The 23,801-nt window shown below is 39.3% G+C and carries 20 protein-coding genes; 5 read left to right on the top strand and 15 right to left on the bottom strand.

Features of this window, described 5'->3' with window-relative positions; translation table 11 throughout:
• Window positions 1-688 precede the first annotated feature (688 nt).
• Complete coding sequence (locus H5163_RS14345) at window positions 689-1,330, bottom strand: GNAT family N-acetyltransferase (protein ID WP_182717947.1); 642 nt, start codon at window positions 1,328-1,330, stop codon at window positions 689-691.
• Between the two features lie 153 nt (window positions 1,331-1,483).
• Here H5163_RS14345 and H5163_RS14340 point away from each other — a divergent pair, with 153 nt between their 5' ends.
• The 3 genes from H5163_RS14340 (at window position 1,484) to H5163_RS14330 (ending at window position 2,861) form a co-directional block, all read left to right on the top strand.
• The gene (locus H5163_RS14340) at window positions 1,484-1,717 is read left to right on the top strand and encodes a DUF2789 domain-containing protein (protein WP_145241632.1); all 234 of its coding nucleotides are present in this window, start codon (window positions 1,484-1,486) and stop codon (window positions 1,715-1,717) included.
• An 89-nt stretch (window positions 1,718-1,806) separates the two neighbouring features.
• Complete coding sequence (locus tag H5163_RS14335) at window positions 1,807-2,070, top strand: hypothetical protein (RefSeq protein WP_145241630.1); 264 nt, start codon at window positions 1,807-1,809, stop codon at window positions 2,068-2,070.
• 17 nt (window positions 2,071-2,087) lie between these two features.
• Window positions 2,088-2,861 (top strand): Zn-ribbon-containing protein, encoded by a 774-nt coding sequence (locus H5163_RS14330; protein ID WP_182731912.1) that lies wholly within the window; start codon window positions 2,088-2,090, stop codon window positions 2,859-2,861.
• A gap of 40 nt (window positions 2,862-2,901) precedes the next feature.
• On the opposite strand, the gene syd is transcribed toward H5163_RS14330, so the two are convergent.
• Window positions 2,902-3,441 (bottom strand): SecY-interacting protein, encoded by a 540-nt coding sequence (gene syd / locus H5163_RS14325; RefSeq protein ID WP_182731911.1) that lies wholly within the window; start codon window positions 3,439-3,441, stop codon window positions 2,902-2,904.
• 59 nt (window positions 3,442-3,500) lie between these two features.
• Between syd and queF the strand changes: the two genes are divergently transcribed.
• The gene (gene queF / locus H5163_RS14320; RefSeq protein WP_182735420.1) at window positions 3,501-4,346 is read left to right on the top strand and encodes an NADPH-dependent 7-cyano-7-deazaguanine reductase QueF; all 846 of its coding nucleotides are present in this window, start codon (window positions 3,501-3,503) and stop codon (window positions 4,344-4,346) included.
• Window positions 4,347-4,400: 54 nt separating this feature from the next.
• On the opposite strand, the gene H5163_RS14315 is transcribed toward queF, so the two are convergent.
• The 3 genes from H5163_RS14315 to H5163_RS14305 all read right to left on the bottom strand — a co-directional run bounded on the left by H5163_RS14315 (window position 4,401) and on the right by H5163_RS14305 (window position 10,960).
• Complete coding sequence (locus tag H5163_RS14315; RefSeq protein WP_182735419.1) at window positions 4,401-5,282, bottom strand: peptidylprolyl isomerase; 882 nt, start codon at window positions 5,280-5,282, stop codon at window positions 4,401-4,403.
• A 306-nt stretch (window positions 5,283-5,588) separates the two neighbouring features.
• Window positions 5,589-9,275, bottom strand: coding sequence for a translocation/assembly module TamB domain-containing protein (locus H5163_RS14310; protein ID WP_182735418.1), 3,687 nt, complete (start codon window positions 9,273-9,275; stop codon window positions 5,589-5,591).
• On the bottom strand, window positions 9,275-10,960 hold the full coding sequence (locus tag H5163_RS14305) for an autotransporter assembly complex family protein (protein ID WP_257326364.1): 1,686 nt from the start codon (window positions 10,958-10,960) through the stop codon (window positions 9,275-9,277). Before H5163_RS14305 ends, H5163_RS14310 begins: the two co-directional genes overlap by 1 nt.
• 203 nt (window positions 10,961-11,163) lie before the next feature.
• On the opposite strand from H5163_RS14305, the gene H5163_RS14300 reads away from it, so the two are divergent.
• Window positions 11,164-11,499 carry a ribonuclease E inhibitor RraB gene (locus tag H5163_RS14300; RefSeq protein ID WP_182731907.1) on the top strand — a complete coding sequence of 112 codons (336 nt, stop codon included), beginning with the start codon at window positions 11,164-11,166 and terminating at the stop codon, window positions 11,497-11,499.
• A 21-nt stretch (window positions 11,500-11,520) separates the two neighbouring features.
• On the opposite strand, the gene H5163_RS14295 is transcribed toward H5163_RS14300, so the two are convergent.
• The 10 genes from H5163_RS14295 to H5163_RS14250 form a co-directional block, all read right to left on the bottom strand.
• Window positions 11,521-13,278 carry a DEAD/DEAH box helicase gene (locus tag H5163_RS14295; RefSeq protein WP_182735417.1) on the bottom strand — a complete coding sequence of 586 codons (1,758 nt, stop codon included), beginning with the start codon at window positions 13,276-13,278 and terminating at the stop codon, window positions 11,521-11,523.
• An 84-nt stretch (window positions 13,279-13,362) separates the two neighbouring features.
• On the bottom strand, window positions 13,363-13,665 hold the full coding sequence (locus H5163_RS14290) for an H-NS family nucleoid-associated regulatory protein (protein ID WP_145241611.1): 303 nt from the start codon (window positions 13,663-13,665) through the stop codon (window positions 13,363-13,365).
• A gap of 307 nt (window positions 13,666-13,972) precedes the next feature.
• Window positions 13,973-14,743, bottom strand: coding sequence for a hypothetical protein (locus H5163_RS14285; RefSeq protein WP_182735416.1), 771 nt, complete (start codon window positions 14,741-14,743; stop codon window positions 13,973-13,975).
• A 264-nt stretch (window positions 14,744-15,007) separates the two neighbouring features.
• Complete coding sequence (locus tag H5163_RS14280; RefSeq protein ID WP_182731905.1) at window positions 15,008-15,562, bottom strand: DUF1439 domain-containing protein; 555 nt, start codon at window positions 15,560-15,562, stop codon at window positions 15,008-15,010.
• A gap of 95 nt (window positions 15,563-15,657) precedes the next feature.
• Window positions 15,658-18,342 (bottom strand): DUF349 domain-containing protein, encoded by a 2,685-nt coding sequence (locus tag H5163_RS14275; protein WP_182735415.1) that lies wholly within the window; start codon window positions 18,340-18,342, stop codon window positions 15,658-15,660.
• Entirely contained in the window at window positions 18,332-18,613 is a 282-nt protein-coding gene (locus H5163_RS14270) for a YeaC family protein (protein WP_182731903.1), read from the bottom strand. Before H5163_RS14270 ends, H5163_RS14275 begins: the two co-directional genes overlap by 11 nt.
• A 1-nt stretch (window position 18,614) precedes the next feature.
• Window positions 18,615-18,941, bottom strand: a complete 327-nt coding sequence (locus H5163_RS14265) for a hypothetical protein (protein ID WP_145241601.1) — start codon at window positions 18,939-18,941, stop codon at window positions 18,615-18,617.
• A 181-nt stretch (window positions 18,942-19,122) separates the two neighbouring features.
• Window positions 19,123-20,628 carry a sodium:alanine symporter family protein gene (locus H5163_RS14260; protein ID WP_145241599.1) on the bottom strand — a complete coding sequence of 502 codons (1,506 nt, stop codon included), beginning with the start codon at window positions 20,626-20,628 and terminating at the stop codon, window positions 19,123-19,125.
• Between the two features lie 370 nt (window positions 20,629-20,998).
• On the bottom strand, window positions 20,999-22,129 hold the full coding sequence (locus H5163_RS14255) for a carboxypeptidase family protein (RefSeq protein WP_182731902.1): 1,131 nt from the start codon (window positions 22,127-22,129) through the stop codon (window positions 20,999-21,001).
• 208 nt (window positions 22,130-22,337) lie between these two features.
• A complete protein-coding gene (locus tag H5163_RS14250) occupies window positions 22,338-23,780 on the bottom strand; it encodes a glyceraldehyde-3-phosphate dehydrogenase (RefSeq protein WP_145241596.1) in 1,443 nt (480 codons plus the stop codon).
• Window positions 23,781-23,801: the final 21 nt, after the last annotated feature.

Genomic DNA, 23,801 nt, shown 5'->3' with positions numbered 1-23,801 from the left:
GAAAGTTAGAAAGTTAGAAAGTTAGCGAGTTATCAGCGCACACTGATATTTAATCATTTTACGTTAACTATAAAAAACTAAGGCGTAACATATAGTTACGCCCCAATCTGACTTCGTCCATAATAAGGCATCCATACCTACGCCGAAGCTACCATTTTTATCTATCCCCTGAACGGGTATATATCCAAATACACCCTCACATTGCATCTATGCAATATCCTACACATCCTAGTGTTATCCTCTTTGCCTACCTGGCCATCCTGCGTTTCCAAACGCTCCTATTACTTCCTGTAATATAATCCTTTGGGCTGTCCTTATCATTAGCTCCGCTAATGTACTGCATCCTCGCAGTGTCCTAACTCATCCTTGCATCCGTGTTAACTTGTCCATTTGCTTCCTGCTAAGCATCTTGCTTAATTGCCATAATCCGTTTCCTTGGCAGCAGCTCATTCATTGAGTCTGTGTCGTCTTGACAAAGTAAAGTTTAAAGCAAAGTGGACTCAGCGGTAGTCATAAATAATAATAATTTTCATGTAACAAATTTGCAAAAATAATTTTTTTACTATAAAACAGTTTGTTACGATGAAATCAATCATGATCACAGCGATATAAAAGGCTTAAGCGCACGATAATGTAAGATATCTCTCACAGTGACATTTCCATTATGGCGCTTTATCTTAAATCAATGCTATTGAGCTGATTTAAATAGCAGTTCACCTTGTACATTGTTAAAAGTCAGTTGTTGTAAGTGCACAAAACCTTCACTGGCAAAAAACGCGGTATGTTTATCTTGGGTTACAAATACAGCCATACCCGATGCAGCTGGATTACCGCTAACTAAATCATTCAAGCCACGAAGTAGATGACGGCCGAGGCCTTCACCATGAAAATGAGGATCAACTGCAATAAAGGCTAAAAAATAGTAGTTTCCTTGTGCTGCGAGCGCATTACGGATCGTTTGCTCTTTTTCAATTAATTGATTTGTTTGCAAATAGCCAGCACTAAGCATTAACTTTAAACGCCAGTGCCAATAGCGCTGTGCTTGCAGCTGACTTGATGATTCGAATACACACGCAACCGCTTTTAAACGATCATTTTTATATAAACCAATCAGCGGCTGTTTTTCTTGCCAAAAAGTACTGAGCTCTTCACGGATCAGAGCACGTAATTTTTTTTCATAAACGGCTTTATTCGCCTCACTATAATTGAGCATTGGTTGCAATAGCGGATCATCATGATAAGCTTGATAGATTAAGCTCGCAGCAATACTAATGTCTTCTGCAGCAATATATTGAACTCGAAATGTCTCATTTTCAGTCTCAACTGTCATAGCTAGTCCTTTTTATTATTTTGATTTTTTGTACATCAACAACTATAGGTATATTCCTATCTGCGTTAAAAGGCAAATTCAGCGGGTGTTAAACTCTAACAACCCATCATAAAGTTCTATAACTGTTTTACCGTTACCATCAAGGAGCATGACATGGATACCACTAAACACGATATCAATACATTATTCAAACAACTCGGCTTACCAAGTTCAGAGGCTGAGATTGACACTTTCATTGCTGCTCATTCATTACCCGCCACAACATTATTACAAGACGCCCCTTTTTGGGATCAAGCACAACAACATTTTATTGCTGAATCATTAGCAGAAGATGGTGATTGGAGTGAAGTGATTGACGAACTGGATGTACGTTTACGTCAGCAGTAAAAGTATTTGGCTACGGCCAACCACCTGTTATTATACCCGGCGCAGCACATGTTAGTGCTATGCCTTACTTTAAAGAGTTTAAAAATCGAATGAATGCTGTTGTTTTTGATGCAATTAAAGCCCTTCTTGATGAAGGCAAAATTCCTACTGTAGCTTTAACTAAAAGTAAACTGACACAACCTATTCCATTGCCTGTTATTATTGCTGCTGTTAGCCAATATAAAAATAACCCTGATTCTATCCATAATTTAGCAAAACAACCTCAGCAAAAAAGTGAGACTATAGATAACTCTAGTCAACTTGATCGCATCGAAGCAAAACTAGACCGCTTACTAGCACTACTTGAAAAATAATAAATTAGAGATCCATCATGTTTGTTGTTGATTTAACGTTTGATTGTTACCAAGACACGACCCTTGAAAATGCCGAACAAGCGATAAACCGCTTAGTTAATGCACTGCGCTTTAATGGGCAAATAATGGGAGAAGAATTCCCAACAGTATTAAAAGATGGCTACTTTGTAACGCGTGTTATGTGTCCCACTGATGATGCAATGCACCCGCTCAACAACAGTCCATTTGTAAAACACAGCATTGATAAATTACATAGCGCTGGATTGCTGGCACCAAAAGTAAAAGTGATCGGCCAAGATATTCACTCTAATGGTGCAGATGAGTGTCATGAGCCGTCCAGCTATATTTTATATACAACCTATGTGCATACATGTAGTCCGCTGTATTGCGGTGATGATTTTTTACCCGTTCCGTTGTTTAAAATACCCGCTATTGCCAATGGTGATTATAAAACTTTAATAAAATGGCAAGAAGACTGGCAAGCTTGCGACCAAATTCAAATTAATGGTGCAACACGTTGTGAATTTCCTGCATTAGATGAAATATCAAACATTGATAGCGATCTTTCTCGTCGCGGTAAAGATATTGCCAAACGTGTTAGCTTTTTAACTAAAAAGCCAGTTTATTATTATTTGTATCGGGTTGGTGGCAAAGACAAAGCATCTGAGCTTGAACGTAAATGCCCAGGCTGTAATAACGATTGGAAGTTACCTGAATCATGGTTTGGCTTATTTGATTTTAGGTGTGAACCATGTGGTTTAGTGTCTAATATATCGTGGGATTTTCAGTAATAAAAACAAAAGGGAACTGCAGTTCCCTTTTTTAGCATTGTTATATTTCAAGTGCTGCAATAAACTCTCCAAGATTAGCCGCTAAGGTATGATGCGGTTTCTTTCCGACATACTCCAAACATACTTCACCTGAAGAAATTAATACTGATACTAATAAATCGTCTTGATCCGTTAAGCCTATAAATACCGTTGGCTCTTGCTTAAGCTTACGCTTCATCAATACATGCCCGGTTATATTTTGCTGCAGTAAATCAAAGTCATCTTCATTCCAAGCTTGCAGTAACTCCACGCTATGTTGGTTTATTTTGGCAGTAATTGCTCCTGCGAAAAACGCGCCATAATACTCATTCAGTGCTTGTGGAAACTCAACCTCAAGGGCTGCTGCTAAATCAGTTAAAGAGCCTGTAGGACTGCGACGCGTCGCCTGCCATTGGATCATACCATTTGCATCCGCACTGCCAACCTCACAAGGGCTTGACCAATCACTGTCGTGCTCAATACATGGTAATGAATCTGTTTGCTCTAACTGGCGCTGGGCAAATCGTTGATGAAGTTGTTCTAATTCTGTAGCAATACTCATACTGTGAAACTCATAAGCTTTAGGTATAATGGCGCTATTGTAACTATAAAAGACGTAACATGACAGATTACAGCAATTCACCTGAACTAAAAGGCAGCGTACTTGGCCAATCAACCGAGTATGTAGATACCTACACACCGAGCTTATTGTTTCCGATCGCACGTAAACTTAACCGCGATGATTTAAATATTGATGAAAGTGCCTTACCCTTTAAGGGTCAAGATCTTTGGACTGGCTATGAGCTATCGTGGTTAAACGCAAAAGGTAAACCTGTGGTTGCCGTGGCCACCTTTGAATTTCCTTGTCAAAGTAGCCATATCATTGAATCAAAGTCTTTTAAGTTATATTTAAATAGCTTTAATCAAAGCCGTTTTGATTCAATTGATGACGTACAGGCTATTCTAACTGCGGATCTATCGACAGCAGTAGCAAAGCCCGTCAATGTTACTTTGTACAGCCCGAGTGATTATAACTGTTTACCCTGTACGCCGTTGCCTGGTGAGTGCATTGACGACTTAGACATTGAAATTGATAACTACCATTTACATGCTAACTCTTTACAAGCGGTCGCGACAAATACAGTGACTGAAACACTGCACAGTCACTTATTAAAATCTAATTGCTTGATCACCTCACAACCTGACTGGGCGAGTATTATTATTCGCTATACCGGTGAGCAAGTATGTAAAAAGTCTTTATTGCGGTATTTGATTTCTTTTCGTACTCATAATGAGTTTCATGAGCAATGTGTTGAGCGTATTTATTGTGACTTAATCACGCAATTGAAGATTACCAAGCTTGAAGTTTATGCCCGTTACACCCGACGTGGTGGCCTTGATATCAACCCATATCGATCCACAGATCACGATACAATACCATTTAACGTGAAAATAAACCGCCAATAATAGTCATTTTATTGTATAGAACCCCGAGCCCGCTCGGGGTTAATTTTCAACTCGCTAACTTTCTAGCTCACTAACTCTTTTAGTTGGTATTGACATACCGCATACATCAACATAATTAGGCGTTTCTACAAACCATGCTTCACTGCGATTTTGACGCGCTTTAATCAACATTTTAAAACTATTAGAATCTGTTTTTAGCACCTTAAATTGACTGCGGTCCTCTTTGCTTATATCAGCTAAAACTTGCAGATCCGTTATTGGATTAAATTTCTCTCCTGCTGTTTCTATGCGTGAGAGCAGATTAAAATGAGCCATGCCTTCTAGCACCCGGCCAAATACGGTAATATTTCTATCTAAGTAACGAGGTCCATGACCTAATGTGACATAAAATTCAGTACCACCGCTGTTAATATCATTATCCCTTGCCATCGCAAATATACCGTTACAATGTACTTGCCAAGTTTGGGTTTGCGCTTCATTTTGTGCCACTGCAAAGCCATTTAAAAACCCCGTGATTGCAGCGTAACCATCTTCTCTATCCAGTTCGGTAATTTTAATTGCCGTTTTAGTCGCTAAATAAAACTCAGCAGGTACTGCTTTACTTGCAGTGTTAATTACTTTTTTACCACTGGCATCACCGCCTTGGGCTACAAAACCTTCCACAAAACGGTAAACACTCAAACCTCTATAAAAGCCTTCACGAGCAAGTTTTTTTATATTCTGTGTGTGTTTTGGTGCAAGTAATGGATTAAGTTCAATATACGCCGCGCCCGAAGGTAGAGTAATTTTAATGATATTATCAGTGTCTACCATTCGCCATTCTGATGCGCTTACATTACTCATTACATCACTGACTGTTAGTTGTTCAACCGTGTTTGCCACGCTTGTTTGACTCAAGATTAACGCAACCGCAGCTAAGTATGATTTTTTCAACATATCCCACAACTTTTTTTATTATTAGTGGTGCTACATTATTGGGTTAAGGCTTTTTTATCAAGCCAAAATTGTTGTAGCTGAATCGGCGCACTGCCCGGCAATAAGGGATTGCGAAGCTGAATAATTAGACGATTTTTTAAATTAGCTTGCGCAATAGTGATAGCAGACTTACTTAATACCAGTGCGAGTAACTCAGCAGGATAAGGATGACCTTCGGCTTAGCTAACACTTAATTGCGTGTTAGCTAAGCCACTAAAAAAACAAAATAAATAAGCTAAAATATAGGCTCTCAATGCATCATGACCATTAATCTAAATCGAATTTATAAAGAATATCAACATTTTGATACAGGCCACTGGTGATTTCAATGTATAACTGCGACAGTAACTGATAGCGTACAGCCACTTCACTAAGGGAGTCAAAAATCCCCACACTGTATTTCACTTGAATGCCTGGCGCAACGTAACCCGAAATTTCAACTTTGGTTTCCTCGCCGCTACCCTTAGAGCTCAAACTCACATCAGATAAACCAAACGTTTCACCAACTTTAGAAACCATTCCTTCACTACGGCTCACCCCTTGTGCTAGCAACAACTGAGTTAACATCGCATCTGTTGAGCTATCACCTTCACCTAGTGGTTGACCATTTAACAAGTAAGCGAGTGATTGTGCTTGATCCATTGCTGGTTCAGAGAACACTTTGAATACAGGCTGATCGATATTGCCTGTTAAAGTGATCCCGGCAATAACATCATTAGCAGTATTGTCTGGATTACGGATCGCTTTAATATTTAAGTACGGCTTATCAATTGGGCCACTAAAACCAATTTGCCCGGTACGAATTATCAAATCTTGACCAAATGAACGATATGTACCTTGTCGTAAGTTCAATTCACCGGTGGTGATCATTGGCGTTTGTTGATCCATTTTAATCGCTAAATCACCTTCAATTTTTGACTCCAGACCAAAAGATTTTATACGCACATCGTTTTCAACAATTAGCTTTAAGTTTATATCGTAATCAAAAGGCACAGCTTGCGTTTGCTTGGTCTGCTTATCAATAATAATCTCATCATCACTGACTCGCACAGCGCCTTCTGGTAACTCTTCTATTTCTATTCGACCATACGGGACAACCACTTGCCCTGCTAGTTTAAAAGCATTATCAACTAAACTTATTTTTAGGTCTGGGGAGATCTTAAAAATCACTCCTTGCTGCGCACGCACGTAAAACTGCTCACCAAGTACCGCTAAGTTAACTGCAGGCTGAGTTCCTTGCCAATCAATATCACCGATCAGTGCTAATTCACCGCCTTCAGCATCTTTTAACTTCCCTTCCAAGATGGCTTTGGTTTTATCAAATGCGATACTAATATTTGAATCCACAATCGCGACTGGAAGTTGCTCGCCTTGTAAATTCACGTCGGAAATCTCAAGTTCACCATTTAACAATGGCGCACTGAGCGTGCCAGCTAACGCAATTTGCCCGCTAATACTGCCTCTTAATTGCTCTAGAGTACCCATAAAAGGCTGTAAATCGGTTAATAAAATCTTATCAATCATAAGTTGACCACGAAGCAATTGCTGACCAGTTAAATCTTCAGTATTGAGGTCAGCACTGATATAACCAATCACACTAGAGCTTAGACGAGCCTGCAATTGTGCATTTTGTTGATCCGCGGTGGCGTTAAGCGAAAATGTTTCTATTGGTAAACGATAGCGTTTATCTTCATTTATAAGCGTGGTCGCTAAATCATGTGAGCTAATTACTGCTGTTAAAGTTTGTAATTGAGTGTTTTGCCAATTCGCATTTAGTTGGCCGTTCAAGCCCCCTTCGGTAATAATATTTTCAGGTAATAAATGTTTTATTTCAGCTAGATCAAAATTATCCAGTTGCGCTTTAAACTGGCCTTGTTGGTTAGTTTGGCTAAGCTGCTCAACGCAAAGTTTGCTATTGTCACTTTGCCAGCAATGTTGCTGCACCGAAAAATCACCATTGTCGATGTTAAATTCAATTGCAACCGCCGGTTGTGCGCTAACGCGAATAACATTATCAGTAAGCATTACATCACTGACATGGCCTTGCCATAATTGATTAGTAAATTTACCAGCAACTTCAAATTGAGCTTCTCCGTCAGCGGCATCTAAATTAAATTGCAATTGATGATCAGCTTTATCGCCTGCTGCTGCAATAGTAAAACTGTTGATATGACGACCAGATACACTCGCATCTGTGAGCTTTAAACTCACATTGGTTTGCCAATCAGCGGCATAATTAAAGTCCGTTTTGAGCGCTAGATGTTCAATCGCAATATCAGCAAAGCTTAAATGACTGATGCCAACATCTAGATTGACTATCGGCTCCAACCGTTGCCCAGTTATAGCAAGCTTACCTTCACCAACACCGGTAAATTCGAGTTCATTTTGCTGCGCTTTATTTAAATGTAACAGCCCTTTAATATTCCACTGCTTAGTAATATCACCAGATAATGTAAGTTTATTTTCACCACTGGCAAGCTCAAACTTATCAATACTTGCATACAGTGAGTTATTTAAATCAAAGTCTGAGGCTAAGCTAAATGGTATATCGTTCAGCGTACCAGCTAGCTGAGTATTGGTCATTTTCAGCTGCCATTGCTGCTGCTCAGCACTGAAAACACCGTTAAATTGCCCTGAAAGATCACTTGTTAGCGCATCTGTTAGGTACTGGGCTTTCAAATGAGTTAATTGCCCTGAAAACTCACTATGGATACCTTCATCCCAACGCGCAGACGCTGTAATAGTGGCTTTACTCTCGTTCGCTAACAATGACAAGTCATCGACGTGGATCTGGGTTAGGCCACCTTTAAGAGAGGACTTTAACTGTACCTTAGGGTATGCCGCCAACTGACTTTGCGCTATTAGCTGTAACTTATAATCATCAGCATTACCTTTGCCAGTTAACTGCACATCACTAATCTCTAAAGCGTTGTTATCTACTTCAAGCTGCCACTGAGTAATATTTGCATTGACTGAAAAAGGAAAGTTTATCGTTTTTAAATCTGCGTTTATTTTTGCACTTAGCGGATATTGCCCTTGGGTGATTACATCTAGTTGCAAATCGTGTAAATCACCATCCACAGCCAAACTGAGCTGATGCTCTGGATTGTTAAGAGTTATTTTTGCCGTAACAGGCGTATCATCAACTAAGGTTGCTTTCAATTGGCTACTCAAATGCCATTGCAAATAATCAGCACTGAATGAAGGTAATATCAGTTGGCTTTTTGCAATTGAGAAAGCACCTTTAATATCTGTAATTTCATGACTTTGCTCACCTTGTACAATCGTTACTTTCGATACCAATAATTGCTCAAGTGTTGCTGCAAGCGGCGAGCTAAAATGGATGTCAGGTAACGCCGCAAGTGCAGTTAGTGGTTCGCTAGGAGGTGATTGAGTCTCTTTGAGCAGCACATCAACTTGAGCAATTGAGAGTGAGTTTAACGTCACAAGGGATTGCTCTGCCGAGGCTGACAGCGCAAATTTTGTCACTGTGACATCAGCGCTGGGATGAGCAAGCTTAAACGATGCAATTGCGATACGTTTAATCGAAATTGCTATCGGTAAACTGATCTCATCAGTACTACTGGCAACTGGCTGCTCTGGAACAGTCGCTTCATCATCAGCTAAATTTTGTGAAATATCGGGCAATATCAGTGCCATACTCTGCGCACTAATATTTTCGATGCAAATACCTTCACATCCCCACCAATATAGGTCGAGTTTTAGGTTTTTAGCATTAAAATCTAAGCCATCTTGTTGAAACTGCACATCAAATGAATCGTTATATAAAAAACGGCCATTGTTAATATCTATGTGTAAGCCATCGACTAGTTTATTTGCAGTATAGGCAATCAGCTGATTACCTGGTGCTGTAAATAATAAACAAAATACCAGCACGAATACCGAGGCGAGAAACACTGTGAGTACAGTGATGATTTTTTTCATTCTTGACATTAAATTTCAGGCCCTATGGTAATACTTAATCGTGTACTTTTACTTTCTTTAGTGAGTCCCCACGCGTGATCAATTCTCACAGGGCCTACTGGTGTTAAATAACGAATACCCAACCCAGCTCCCACTTCGACACGATCAGTAAAGTCATTGGTCGCTGTACCGCTGTCTACAAATAAGGCTGCTCGCCAACTCTCTGCAAATTGATAATTATATTCAACAGTACCTGTAATTAGATATTTACCACCAATCAAACGACCGGCTTCATCTTCAGGTGATATTGATTGATATGCAAAACCACGTACGCTTTGATCACCACCAGCATAAAAACGCAGTGAAAATGGTACGTTATCAATATCATCGACTAGCATTGCACCAATATTTGCTTTTAAAAAAATCAGATGTCGGTCAAGGTATGTTTGCAACCAAGCATTTTGTATCTGCATTCTGACGATATTTGTGGTTGAAAACATGTCCTTTAAGCCAAACTCTGCCGACAATAACCATTGATATCCTGATAATGGCGTTGTGCCTCCCTCTGTGACTTTTTTTGCGTAACTGAGCCCGGGCATTAACATTTTTGAGCTTTGCTCTGCATCACCAATTCGGTATGTTTCTCGATCGCGGCGTAAAAAGGCAGTACGAACCCAATTATCATCAGTCAACCATTGGCGTTGTAGTTGTCCAGTAAGGATTTTACTGTAAACGTCGTTAGTTAACTCATCTTCTAACTTGTAACCGACAGAAAAACGCCATAAATCATCATTTGGATCATCAACAGGAACTGTGTAACCAAGTGAAATATCTTGTTGGCGCTGCGACACATTTAAGTTGCTTTCAAGGTAGTGGCCATTTTCAGTGAGCCAAGGTTTGGACCATTTAAAACGCACTTTTGGACCAAGATCTGTACTGTAACCGCCACCTATTTCATAACTGTTGGCAGGTCGATGTAGTACGTCAACCCTAATAGGTACTTGCTTATTCGCACGATTAGCAATATCAGCGTAAACACGCACACTGGCAAAATAAGGTGTGGTTGAAAGTGCTAAGTTATACTCAGAAACCAAGGTTGCTTTATAAGCTTCACCTTGCTTAAATTTTGCAATTGAACGAATGTATTTCTCTGCTCGGGTTTCTTCACCTAAAACTAACTCACCAAATTGGTAGCGAATACCGGTGTCGATCGTTAAAATCACTTCAGCACTGTTATTCTTTAATGAAATTGCGAGTTGATGTGCTTGCCATTTAACATCAAAATATCCTAACTCAAGCAATTGTCCTTCAATTTTTTTACGCGCCGCGTCATAATTGCTGTGATTTAAAATATCTCCTTGCTTTAAATTAATACTATTGATGCTTTGCTTGAGAAGAGGGTCATCTTTACCATCACCTTGAACAGTGATACGTACATCTGCAATTCGTGTTACAGGTCCGCGCTCAATGGTAGCGACTAAGGTTTGTGTTTCATTATTATATTTTAACTTAATGGTCGGTTTATAATAACCGAGTGCTTTTAAGCTAATCGCCACTTGTTTTTTTGCATGACTTAACAAAGTGCTGGTTACTTTTTCACCATCTAGTTGTTTTAAGTACAGCGCAACGTTTTTTTCAAGATCGCCCTTTATACCATTAATTTCATAACTAGTTACCACTTGCGAAGCTGCAAATACATGAAATGAAAACAACAAAAATAAACCAACCGCAAAGCGAGTTAATATCCAACTAGGCAAGTAATTTCCTTACTTAAAAAAATTTACCGATAATGATTGAAATAGTACCATATTGAAGTGACTTCACGCAGTAACTCAAATGTGAAAATTAGTACGCTTATGTGCTTTATTTTGGTTACAATAGTCGATACTAATTTGAAATAATTTTATTGAGTTTTTAAATGCACTTTCCTGATGATGACAATGGCCAACTTTTAGCTGAAATCGCCGCTGCGGGTATAGATTTGGCGCAGATGCACAAAATTGATTTCTATATTTTATTTGAGCAAAAAGTAGATGCCGAAAAGTTTGCCACCGCGATAGCCGAAGATGAACTCTCCCCTGCCACCGAATTAGTGCAATGCACAGACACGGGTATTTGGGAAGTGGTAACTCAGGTCGAGATGGTGCCAGATCACACTTTACTTGGCCAAACAGAGCAATATTTAGAAAGTATTGCAAATGGCTATAACGGTTATGGTGATGGCTGGGGATTAATGGATGGCGACGACGCCTAAATCTAAAATCAGTTAAGCTTATTAATAGCTTAGCTGATTTGCCTTTCTAAAGTTACCTTGATAATCAAATAGTTTATCGGCAACCTTCCAGCCATATTTTTTACTCTTTCTAGCAATAACAAAATCCGGTGCAACAAGCTGCACCTGTCCAGCAATAACTTGTCCAGCTGACTTATATTCTGTGGGTGTTTGACCATTAGCAGTACGCTGAGCAAATTGTTTATTAAACGCATAACGGGCGCCGGACTTTGAGAAATCATAAATTTCATCGCAACTAGCACCATCTTCATCATAATAAGTAACTTTAATAATATGTTCGTTATTTGCAAGGCTAACAACACTTAAACCACTGCAACGTAATACCAATGCATCTTTTAAATTTAATGCAGCACGTAGTTTATCATCAGGATCAGCCATTACCTCATGGCAAGACTGGCACTGACGTGCGGCAATATCATTTTGCGCACCACACGCTTCACATTCTTTAAAGCGAAAACGGTAATCACATTGCTCTTTTGAGCCATCATCATCTTCGAGTAAACCTTGGCAGCGACGGCCAAAATGCTCAATCACTTTACCTTGTATATCGGTTTTTCCCCAAAATATATTGGCAAAACCACAACCAGGGCAAAGTACTTGTACAGGCTCGTTATCACTATCGCCTTTTTTACTTCCTACTTCGGGGTAAAATAAGTCAAAGCCATTACCTGCATAATCAATTACCAAACACTCGGTTTTCCCTTCGCTTAAACGCAGGCCTCGACCAACAATTTGTTGGTATAAACTAACCGACTCTGTCGGGCGTAAAATAGCAATAAAATCAACATGAGGCGCATCAAACCCGGTGGTGAGCACAGATACATTGACTAAATACTTTAGTCGGCGCTGCTTAAATTCCATAATAATACGGTCACGTTCAGCGTTAGGAGTATCCCCGGTGATCAAAGCCGTTTGTTGTTCAGGCAAATAACCATAGACTTCTTTTGCATGCAATACGGTTGCAGCAAAAATCATGATCCCTTGGCGTTGCTCGCTGTACTGAATAACTTGCTGCATAATAGCTTTGGTTGCTCTGCTATGCTTTTCTAGCAACTGGTTCATATCATCGGCTGTATAGCGTCCGAATGAATCACTTTGTAAAGAAGAAAAATCATAATGACTGATCGCCGCATCCACTTCCTTTGGTGAAGTCAAATAATGATGCTTGATCATATAACGCAGTGGTAGTTCAAAAATACATTCTCGAAATGGACTCGCTTTATCGCCTCGAACAAAACCATGATAATGACGATAATAAACCCAGCCCATTCCCATACGATAAGGCGTAGCGGTAAGTCCAAGTACTTTTAACTGCGGATTATATGCTTTTAGCGCAACGATCACTTTTTGGTACTGGCTATCTTGCTCACCACTGACACGGTGACATTCATCTATGATCACTAACGAATAATGTTCGTTAAGTTGCTCAATATTGCGTGACAGCGATTGGATACTGGCAAACGTTACTTGATGTAGCAATGACTTTTGTTTTAAACCCGCAGAAAAAATACTCGCCTGAAGACCAAAGCTTTTATATTTTTCAGCATTTTGCTCAACAAGCTCTTTGACATGGGCAAGTACTAAAATTTTCTTTCTGGCAATTCGCGCTAACTCAGCGATCACCAAGCTTTTACCTGCACCCGTAGGTAATACAATTAAAGCAGGATCTGAAGTTTTACGAAAATGAGCGACTGTGCGATCAACCGCTTCTTGTTGATAGGGTCGTAGTACATACGTCATAGTAGCAACTTCGAAGGGGTCAAAAAAATAATGGAGTAATAAACTATTTTGTAAATAAAGAGGGGGTATACACCCCCTACAGTATTAAGCTAAGTGGTCGGTAAGTTCAACACCTTGGAATGCTTTAGGGCGTTTACCACGGCCAGTCCATTCAACAATTTCACCCTCAAACTCAATACGGTATTTAGGCATTACTTTTGTGCGTTTATCGTTGGCACCGTCTTGAAGATCATCAAGAGTAAGACCTTTTTCTTTCAACAGATCAAGTACTTCCTGTTTAGCTTGCTGCTGCTGCGTATATTTTGCAATCGCATCACCAAGTAATGCCTGTGCTTTTTCTAAGTCTGATAGACTCGCTGATTTAATAAAAGCTTTAACTTCTTTCATTTTTTACTCACTAAGTTGTAAAGTTATAAATTAGATATGATTCAACTAAATTATAAGCCTATTCTTTAAAATAGGCCAAGCTGATTAATCAGTTTTTAAGGATTTTATTTAAACGAGGATTAATCAATAAGATTAGTATAGTCATTTATTAAGGTTAAGTAGTTTATTATTCACTTTATCAGCGCTGAAAAATATACTTAACATGCTTAATTAACCTAAAGAGTATGCAATCCTTTTATTTAAAAACGAACGTTCAGTTTAATATTTTCGCAATTACATAAAATCATTTGATCACTTTATAATACAACTACATCGACGTTATTAGCGTTTCAAATCGCCATTTTAAACCAATATCATTAATATTTTTTTCAATACCAATGAAATAGGATTGATTTTCGTCAGCCCAAGATAAACTAGTGTACACATTATCGCTATTATCTTTAAGTACATAAAGGATCCCTGGATTGCTATTTACATAATAATTCACCGCGTCCGCATCGATATATACACCACTGCTTTGACTAAAACTAAACATTTTTATAATCACAGTACCAAACGTATCATTTTTGACAACCTGAGTTAACTGATCCCAGCCGCTACCGGCAATAAAATTTCCACCGACCATTCTACTAAAGGTAATAAAGTCTTGCTGTAACAAGATACTGTCTAAGCTAACTGTATCGCCTGCAAATTGCTGCGACAAATTAGTTTGGTCTGCGATTGATTGCGCCGCCATAATTTCAGGTTTTAAACTACGCAGAAATAGTTCATGGCCATTTTTGTGCTCTGCAATCACTTTTTCAATATCTTTGATCTGAGATGTGTCCACTAACGCAAAACCATTGCTTTTAGTCTCTAAAGCAAGCCGTAAATAGCCTGTATCTTGGGCTGTATTAATTTTATTATTTTCGTGCAGTTCAATTGGCGTTTCTGTAAAAGAAAACACCTGAGCGCCCTGCTGTTGTGTTGAAGGTTCTACAAGAAAAGGATTAGAATTTAAATCGGGCTCATTAGCAAAAGCTACAACCGAGAATACAGCTATTAGAGTTGCATTGAAGATCACGTTACATTTTTTCATAATAGGCTCTTTATCCATAAAGAAGGCAATTAATGGTGATTAACTAACAATCAGTATAGTCGATTAAATACACAACTTGTACCTGTATAATAAAATTATTATTTTGATTTATATCTCGATGACCGGTTATAAACAGCAGCCCTTACAGCGTGTGCCTCCTCTTGTAAATTAAGCCGCAGTAATAGTGCTAATATTTAATAATAACCTTATAGATACAAAAAAGCCCTGTACGTGCAGGGCTTCAACCATCTGAATAATATTAGTTTAAATGCTAGGTACTAATTTAATTGCGCCCTGCTCTACTTTCATATCTAAAGGTAATTTACTTAATAGCGCAACCTTAGGGTCATTCATATTTAGTTTATAAACTGGGTTTACAGCTAAAAATCCGTTAATAACTTTCATTGCTTCATCATCAAGTACCGCTAGGTTTCCCTTAAAACCGCCTGCGTCGATAGTTGAATCAAGCAATTTTACATTCCGTAAAAATACCGCCTTTTTCTCACTATCATAAAATGGCGCACCTTCTATTTGCAGCTTTAAACGCACTGGGTATTTAAGTGCGAAAGCATTTATAACAGCACTCGAATCTGCACCTAATAAGATTACATCACGATTATCAGGGCCGACATTCACGCTCAAATCATTCACATTAAACTGTACAGGTAATCCCATCAAGCTGACTTTTTCACTAAGTTTTGGTAATTGCTGGTTAAGTGCTGTTTCAATTTCACTGCTAGTAAATGAATAAACCGATACGCCGTTCGTGGTGTTACAAGCAGAGAGTAATAAGCAACTAATTAATAAAATATACTTCATTGTTTTTCCTTTACTATAATATTATCGTCAAAACCAAATAAAAATAAAAGCCGCACAACGGCGGCTTTTATTTAATCTACAGCGCCCTAGATTATTTAAATGCTAAATACCGCTTTTAAACGTCCTAGTGTGTCAGCATCAACTGAACCTTGACCCAAAGCCAATAACTGTTTTAAGTAATAATGTAGATCAGCTTGTTCACCGCGATGCTTATCGTCAAGCATTGCAACCTGCTCAGCCATACGCGGTGCTCCCTCAGGACTGGCAACATTAGCTAGAATTTCCATTCTTAGCATCAGTTGTGTAATGGTTAAATGCGTATCAGCACCCCCTTGCCATTGTGCAGGGATTGCTTGCTGGTTTTCAAGCGCACTAAATAAAGCGCTAAAATCAGCCTGTGCTGCTTGCTCTGTCAGCACGGCTAATTTACCATCAATGTTAGCTAATAGCTTTTGCATGCGGTTATTTAGTTCTTTGCTCCCTTCAAGCGCAATTAGCTTAGTGCGTAAATCAAGTAATTGTGCTTTTTGATTAACCGCTGGTAATGCGTCTTCAAGTTCACTCAGTTGTGCTGCGATAACTGCGTTGTCGGCGGCTTGTTGCTGCTTATGCTGAGCAAACTCTTCACTGCGTTTAGCAAATGTCACATCGTTGCATTGACGGAATTTTTGCCATAATGCATTTTCAGCTTTTACACCCGCAAAGCCTATTCCCTGCCACTGCTGTTGCAGCTCTTTGAGCTGCTGACAAGCATCAGCTAAGTCTTCACTTACTGATAATTGCTGTGCTTGTTCAACTAGTGCATTTTTTGCTGCCGCGTTGCTTTTATGAAACGCATTCAACGCATTGAATACTTGCTGTTGCTGCGCTTTATATTGTGTTTGCAAAGCACGGTATACTTTTGGCTCTACATTACCAGCATTACGCCATACTTTATTGATACGATTGTATTGGCTTTCAAACTCTTTCCAATCAAACTCATCACTCGTCGTATCAGTATCAGCCAATGATTTCATCTGAGTGATAATCGCTTCGCGTTCAAGTTTCGTCGTTTCGCGCTGTTGTTCTAGTTGCGCAAAATGTTCACGACATGGTACAAATAATAGCTCTATCTTGTCATCAAACTCTTTACCTTGCGCCTGCTCTTGCTCGGTATCTAAACGCCCAAGCTCATTCCAACGACGACGTAATGTTTTCACTTCGTTTGCACGCGCCTTGGGATCTGTGCAAGGTTGATTGAGCAAACTGGTAATTTCAGTTAGTAGCTCTTCACGCTTAGGGGCAGACGCATACTTTTGCCAATCACGAGCATTTTCTAACTGCTGCTCAAGATCTGCTTTGACTTTTTCAAGACTTTGCTGACTAACTGGAGTTAACGTTTCATACAGCTCAATAAAGCCTTTAAACACACCAAATGCAACATTAAAACGGCCTTGTTCAATAAGGCGCTGAACATCGCGTCCTTTGCGAGTAGCTTGTTGCTGATTTTTCGTTAATTTATCACTAATAGGTGCAACAGCTTTATCCCAGCGTTGTTGTTGCTCATTTAATTGTGCTTTAAAAGGCCCTTGTAAAGGCTTAGGTAACTGAGCTAGAGATGCATTCGCCGCTTTATACGTCTGCTTAAATTGGCGATTAGCCTCATCATAATTTGCTTGGTCAATATCGTCAGTGTTGATACTGCTCAATTCTTTTAATGAAGTTTTAAAAACCCTGATCGCTTCACTAAGCTCTGGTAATTTAGCTACTTGCTTAAACAAACTTGTTAATCTGCCAGTCACTTGGTTTTTTTGCCCGCCGTCTTGCAGTTCGCTTTGTGTCAGTGTTTCCTGTGCTTGTGCAACTTTAGCTTCCAACCAATCTTGTTGTATTTGCTCTGGTGTTTCTAAGCCAACTTGTAGCGCATTTTCAATTTCATCACTTAACGCTTCTAAATTTGCCAACGCCAATAATTGTCGTTGCTGCTGAGCTAACCGTTGTTGTTGTTGCTCATGCACAGCTTGTAATTGACTAACTAACTCATTTAATTTTTCGGTTAGTACGATGTATTTATTTGCAACCGTCTCGCGTTGTTCTGGATTTAACCAGGTTAGATCAAGTGCCTGCCATTGCTGAGTAAGTTCGCCATATTGTTGAGTAACAAGCGCATAGTCTTGCTTTTCACGTAATGCATTAAGTTTTGCCAAGATAACACGAGTATCATTTTGTACTTTTAATGGCATTTCAATTGCTAAACGCTCATTTTCTATATGCGTCTCAAGGGCTACTTTTGCCTCATCATGTGCATGCTTAACTAAGTTTTTCACTAATTGATGGGTGATCACTTGCTCAACAAGGTTTACTTGTAGTTCGCTTGAACCTTCTTTAAACGCCTTTTCAACTAACTTAGGATTAGCCAAGCGTTTTAATAGCTTCACTCTTACTTGTAGTTCTTTTTCTGCAAATGCAAGTTTTTCAAGTGTTTTTACTGGAGCAAAACGCTCTATGTATTCGTTTTTAATTTGGCTAGATAAGTTACTTTCATCACTCAGTACGGCATTTGATATATGCTGTTCTGCTAATTCTTTTAAACTTTGATCTTGTTTATACGCCTGCCACCACAACACTAAATCATTGACTTTATTAAGCGCTTTTTTACGGATCTCTGCTGAACTATCTTCCAGAGCTAATGCATTTAAAATCGTCGCATCACGCTCTACATCTAGCTTTTCAATTGCCTCTAAACGTACTTGTTGCTTTGGGTGCTTCCACTTCGGGGTAAAAAGGTGTTTAAAGATCATTTTCACTAAACCTTGCTATTTCGTTGTCTGCGGTAAATTCTTTTTGCAATTGTGCTTTGGTTTTTTGCACCATTTCACCATTAGAACCTATGGTGAATTGCTCATTTGTTTGCGCTACTTTTGCTTGGTAAAGCATAACTAATTGCACTGTCTGCTGCTTTTGCTCGTCACTGAGTACCGTGCCATCAGGCCACTTACCTGTTGCTGCACCATACTGAAGGCGTTCGAATAATTCTGGGGTAATTGTTTTTACGAGATTATCGATGTTCATGTCATTTTTTCTTTTTTAAAGTCACTAAAATAACGCGGTTTATTAAATACCAAATACAACCGATTGCAATGGCTGCGGTGCATGCGTACCACGATGGAGTTTCAGGTTCTGGATGTAAAAAGTATAAACTAAAGAAACCACCTAAAAATATCAGTAGAGCAAAAAAAGAATGATTCATAAACATTTGTTGTTTTTGAATGCGTTTTTCGCGCGCTAGCTGTTGACGTTGTTCATCATCAAGCTGCGCTACATTATTCTCACAGTGAGGGCACTGTTGGTGTTTATCGGATATTGACTTATTACAACTAGGACAACGAACAATTGCCATATCTTTCTCCATACTTCGCATAAAAATCTACGCATAAAAAAGGCGCCTTGCGGCGCCCTTTATTGTACGTGTTTTATTTGTCGTTGTCTTTTTTCAATTGCAGCCAATAGCTGAGATCCGAAAAACAACGAGTATCTAATTTTTACAATAACCAAAACATGTCTGATTACGCCACTCAATCCTATAACTGAGAGTCTTTTGATTGTTTTGCGAGACGCTTTTCCCAAAAAGTAGCGTTTTTGATCCCTAACTTAACAGGGTCAAATGTGATATCCCCACCTTTTTTCTTCTGATCTTCGTAATCGCGCAAACATAATAGCGCAGGTCTAGCCACAAAGAATATTGATAAAATGCCCAATATATTTATCCAAGCCATTAAACCCACACCAATGTCACCAATACTCCAGATATAACCAGAGCTGTTTACCATGCCATATGACACCATAAACATAATCACAAATTTCACCATCACAAGCGGAATAGTGCCTTTAAAATAACGATTTAAATATGCAATATTGGTTTCAGCAATATAGTAATAAGCAAGTATTGTAGTAAAAGCGAAGAAGAACAATGCAATACCAACAAATGCTTCACCAAAACCACCAAACACGCTGAATAAAGCCATTTGCGTGAAAGCAGCTGAACCAACTTCAGTTGCAGCATCAACGTTTTGTACAATAAATTGCCCTGCTGGTAATTCACCCACTACATTGTATTGCTGGGTAATTAAAATCATTAATGCTGTCGCAGTACAAACAAAAATAGTATCAACATAAACAGAAAAAGCTTGCACTAAACCTTGTTGGGCTGGGTGATCAACTTCGGCCGCTGCAGCTGCATGCGGTCCGGTACCTTGACCAGCTTCGTTAGAATAAATACCACGTTTTACACCCCAACCAATAGCGGCACCAAAACCGGCCTGTGCGGTAAACGCATCTGTTATGATTAAAGAGAAGATATCAGGTACTTTATCGATATTTAAAAATACCACGATTAAAGCTAATACTATGTAGCCTAACGCCATAAATGGCACCACAATTTGAGTAAAGTTAGCAATACGCTTAATACCACCGAAGATAATAAACGCTAAAACAATAAGAATAATTGCCAAAGCAACCAATTTAAAGCTACCGACTTCACCAAAACTCGTTGAGACCATAGTGCCATCACCAAACACTTGGGTAAACGCGTTGCCAACAGCATTGGCTTGCACGCCCGGCAGAAAAACACCACATGCAATAATTGCCGACACGGCAAATAAAATCGCCAGCCATTTTTGTTCTAAACAGCGATCAAAATAATATGCTGGGCCGCCGCGATATTGGCCATCTTCTTCTGTTTTATAAATTTGCCCTAATGTTGATTCGGCGTACGCTGTACTTGCTCCTAAAAAAGCCACAACCCACATCCAAAAAATAGCACCTGGGCCACCAAAACCAATAGCTGCCGCTACACCGGCTATATTACCAACCCCTACTCGTCCAGATAACGACACAGCCAATGCTTGAAAAGATGAGATCCCTTTATCTGAGGTGTTAGGGCTAAATAGTAATTTGCACATTTCTTTAAAATGTCTAACTTGAGCAAATCGGGTTAATACAGAATAGAACAAGCCTGCGCCTAGGCATAAATAGATGAGTGCGTTACTCCAAACAACATCATTAACAGCGCTTACAAAAGCTTCCATGGATATCCTCTATAGTTATATTTATTATTTTCTAGTTACGATACTCTGCTGTAGCTAATCAGAATGCGCGACATATGGCTATGGGAAATAAGGTAACAACATTACTACCTCCCCTGCAACTTTTTGAATATTAACTTAAACGTTCTAAGTTTGTTAACACTTAATTTTCAAAATAACTACTTTTAAAATTTAATTAACCCTACATGGTTTTATGTAGGTAACTTAAAGATACGGCTCGAACAGAGCTTGGAAAAGATTTAAGTAACACATTAAGCAAATATCATCGCTTTATTAGCGTCGCTAATGCCATTCATCGCGATTAAAAAAACTAAGGGCATCGATATGAATGATGCCCTTAGTAACAAACACGTTATCTTAATTTATCTACTACGTTAACAATCGCAGCCAAGGTGTCTTGGCCAAATTGATATGAACGGCGATCTGACCAGCCATAATCAGGATCTGGTAAACCATCGTTATCTTTAAATGGCATTTCAACCGTGTAAGCAAGCGCTTTAAATTCTTCTGCAACAGCTGATGACCCCACCGTTAGATTGGCTTGACCTGGCTCATCTTTCGGGTAACCGTGGATATCTTGAAACTCAGGAGTCACTATGTGCAATGCCGCTTTAAAACTGTCTTCTAAGTCTTTTAAGCGCGCATCATAGCTTGGGATACCTTCACTACCGGCTACAAAGTTATATGGAATCGCTTCATCTCCGTGAATATCAAGGTGCATATCAACACCGGTCTCACGCATTTTATTTAGCACTAAATATACTTCAGGGCTATTTTCCATGCTTGGAGTTTGCCATTCACGATTTAAGTTAACTCCTTTTGCGTTAGTACGTAAATGCCCACGAGCACTACCATCAGGATTCATATTGGGTACAATATAAAATACCGCTTTTGATAACAATGCTGCTGCATGTGGATCTTCATCATCTAATAACTTATGTAATACACCTTCAACAAACCATTCGGCCATCGTTTCGCCTGGATGTTGACGGGCTGTTATCCAAATTGTTTTCTTATTTTCATCACTTTCGCCACCAATACGCAGTACGCTCATATCACGGCCATCAAGTGTTTCACCTAAGGTTTCAAGCTGACAGGCTTCTTGGCTTTGTGCCCATGTGATTAGATCTAAGTGACGCTCGTAGCTATATGGTGCAAAGTAAGCAAAATAAACACAGCCACATTCTGGCTCAATCTCAAATGATAACGTGCCATCAGCATAGTTTGAAGGAACACGAAACCAGGTTTGGCGATCATACGATGCAACAGCCTGATAACCTTCCCAGCCGTCAGGGTAAGCTGAATTTTCAAGGTTATTGATATGTAATTTATGGCTTTGAAAAGGTGTTGTTTCTAAACGGAAATGGAACCACTGAAAAAAATCAGATAAATGATCTTTATTGATCTCAAGCTGAATATTAAGTGGATCGGTCGCGGCAATGACCTTGATATTGCCACTGTCAAAATTACTGGTGATTTTCATTTTATTAAACCTATATATGAAAAATTAATCGCTAACTTATCGCTTGTTAGTTAGAAATTAAATAACGCCCACTATAATGGGCGCATTGTTATTAAAATGTAGCAAACTGGAGACAGCCTACCACATGGCTTGGGTTTTGAAAAAACATTCATGACTAAAAAAGCCAGCGAATGCTGGCTTTTTGTAAAGATTTTTAAGCTATTACCAATTAACGTGGCAAGCTTGGGAATGAAACCTCGGCCATATCGCGCATACAACGCACAACTTGGCAGCTGTAACCAAACTCATTATCATACCAAACATAAAGTACAATACGGTTGTCATCAACGATAGTGGCGGTTGAATCAACCACACCCGCATAACGACTGCCGACTAAATCGGTAGACACAATCTCAGTAGAGGCCGTGTAATCAATTTGGTCGCGTAACTCTGAATGCAGAGCAGCATGGCGTAAGAACGAGTTTAACTCCTCAACCGTGGTGCTGGTCGCAAGGTTTAAGTTCAAAATAGCCAGAGACACATTCGGTGTAGGTACACGGATTGCGTTACCCGTTAATTTGCCTTCAAGTTCTGGTAATGCTTTTGAAACGGCTTTAGCTGCGCCAGTCTCAGTGATCACCATATTAAGTGCTGCGGCACGGCCACGACGATCTGCTTTGTGGTAGTTATCAATCAAATTTTGGTCATTAGTGTACGAGTGAACTGTTTCAACGTGACCATTGTTAATACCAAACTTATCATTAAGTGCTTTTAATGTTGGTGTGATTGCGTTGGTAGTACAGCTTGCTGCACAAACAATTTTATCTTCCGGTTTGATATCGTGGTTATTAACACCATATACGATGTTTTTGATATTGCCTTTCGCCGGTGCTGTTAATAGTACTTTTGCAGCGCCTTTTGATTTTAAATGTAAGCCAAGGCCAGCTTCGTCTTTCCAGATCCCCGTATTATCAACGATCAATGCGTTTTCAATACCATATGCTGTGTAGTCAATTTCATCTGGAGAGTTAGCATAGATCACCTGAATGTAGCTACCATTGGCTTTTATTGCATTACGTTCTTTATCAATGGTGATTGAACCATTAAAAGGACCATGAATTGAATCACGACGTAATAGGCTAGCACGCTTTTCAAGGTCGCCGTCTTTACCACCACGAACAACGATTGCACGTAAGCGTAAATCCGCATAAGGACCTGATTTTTCAATTAACAAACGCGCTAGTAAACGACCGATACGACCAAAACCATATAACACCACATCGCGTGGCTCTTTGGCTTGTGAGTTTACAATTTCAGCTAACTCGTCGTTTAAATACTCTTCGATAGAACGACCATTTGCAACATCGTTAAATAAATAACCATAAGCCAGTTTACCAATATCGATACGTGCAGAGTTTAAATCCATTTTGCTAATAGCTTCTAAAAACGGAAAGCTTTCACGTAAACGAAGTTTAGTGCCTTCAAACTGCGCCACTGTTTTGTGAGATTTGATGATATCAATTGTACTGGCATTGACGAGAGGACGGCCATATACCGCGATTTCAATACCACGATTACGATAAAGCTTTCCAATGATAGGTTGCATGCTTTCTGCGTAATCTTGGCGTTCTTGCCAACTATTTGTGTATTCTAACTCGTGAGATGAGGTCATTTTATTTACCTAATTAAACAA

The organism is Pseudoalteromonas sp. SG44-8, assembly GCF_014164125.1.
GTDB classification, from domain to species: Bacteria; Pseudomonadota; Gammaproteobacteria; order Enterobacterales; family Alteromonadaceae; genus Pseudoalteromonas; species Pseudoalteromonas rhizosphaerae.
Note: the sequence above shows the minus strand (reverse complement) of the source record. Positions and strands in the feature narration are given on the sequence as shown.

Excerpts from the sequence above, each read along its gene's own strand:
- H5163_RS14345 (WP_182717947.1), bottom strand. The coding sequence starts at position 1,330 with ATGACAGTTGAGACTGAAAATGAGACATTTCGAGTTCAATATATTGCT.
- H5163_RS14340 (WP_145241632.1), top strand. The coding sequence starts at position 1,484 with ATGGATACCACTAAACACGATATCAATACATTATTCAAACAACTCGGC.
- H5163_RS14335 (WP_145241630.1), top strand. The coding sequence starts at position 1,807 with ATGAATGCTGTTGTTTTTGATGCAATTAAAGCCCTTCTTGATGAAGGC.
- H5163_RS14330 (WP_182731912.1), top strand. The coding sequence starts at position 2,088 with ATGTTTGTTGTTGATTTAACGTTTGATTGTTACCAAGACACGACCCTT.
- syd (WP_182731911.1), bottom strand. The coding sequence starts at position 3,441 with ATGAGTATTGCTACAGAATTAGAACAACTTCATCAACGATTTGCCCAG.
- queF (WP_182735420.1), top strand. The coding sequence starts at position 3,501 with ATGACAGATTACAGCAATTCACCTGAACTAAAAGGCAGCGTACTTGGC.
- H5163_RS14315 (WP_182735419.1), bottom strand. The coding sequence starts at position 5,282 with ATGTTGAAAAAATCATACTTAGCTGCGGTTGCGTTAATCTTGAGTCAA.
- H5163_RS14310 (WP_182735418.1), bottom strand. The coding sequence starts at position 9,275 with ATGTCAAGAATGAAAAAAATCATCACTGTACTCACAGTGTTTCTCGCC.
- H5163_RS14300 (WP_182731907.1), top strand. The coding sequence starts at position 11,164 with ATGCACTTTCCTGATGATGACAATGGCCAACTTTTAGCTGAAATCGCC.
- H5163_RS14295 (WP_182735417.1), bottom strand. The coding sequence starts at position 13,278 with ATGACGTATGTACTACGACCCTATCAACAAGAAGCGGTTGATCGCACA.
- H5163_RS14290 (WP_145241611.1), bottom strand. The coding sequence starts at position 13,665 with ATGAAAGAAGTTAAAGCTTTTATTAAATCAGCGAGTCTATCAGACTTA.
- H5163_RS14285 (WP_182735416.1), bottom strand. The coding sequence starts at position 14,743 with ATGAAAAAATGTAACGTGATCTTCAATGCAACTCTAATAGCTGTATTC.
- H5163_RS14280 (WP_182731905.1), bottom strand. The coding sequence starts at position 15,562 with ATGAAGTATATTTTATTAATTAGTTGCTTATTACTCTCTGCTTGTAAC.
- H5163_RS14275 (WP_182735415.1), bottom strand. The coding sequence starts at position 18,342 with ATGATCTTTAAACACCTTTTTACCCCGAAGTGGAAGCACCCAAAGCAA.
- H5163_RS14270 (WP_182731903.1), bottom strand. The coding sequence starts at position 18,613 with ATGAACATCGATAATCTCGTAAAAACAATTACCCCAGAATTATTCGAA.
- H5163_RS14265 (WP_145241601.1), bottom strand. The coding sequence starts at position 18,941 with ATGGCAATTGTTCGTTGTCCTAGTTGTAATAAGTCAATATCCGATAAA.
- H5163_RS14260 (WP_145241599.1), bottom strand. The coding sequence starts at position 20,628 with ATGGAAGCTTTTGTAAGCGCTGTTAATGATGTTGTTTGGAGTAACGCA.
- H5163_RS14255 (WP_182731902.1), bottom strand. The coding sequence starts at position 22,129 with ATGAAAATCACCAGTAATTTTGACAGTGGCAATATCAAGGTCATTGCC.
- H5163_RS14250 (WP_145241596.1), bottom strand. The coding sequence starts at position 23,780 with ATGACCTCATCTCACGAGTTAGAATACACAAATAGTTGGCAAGAACGC.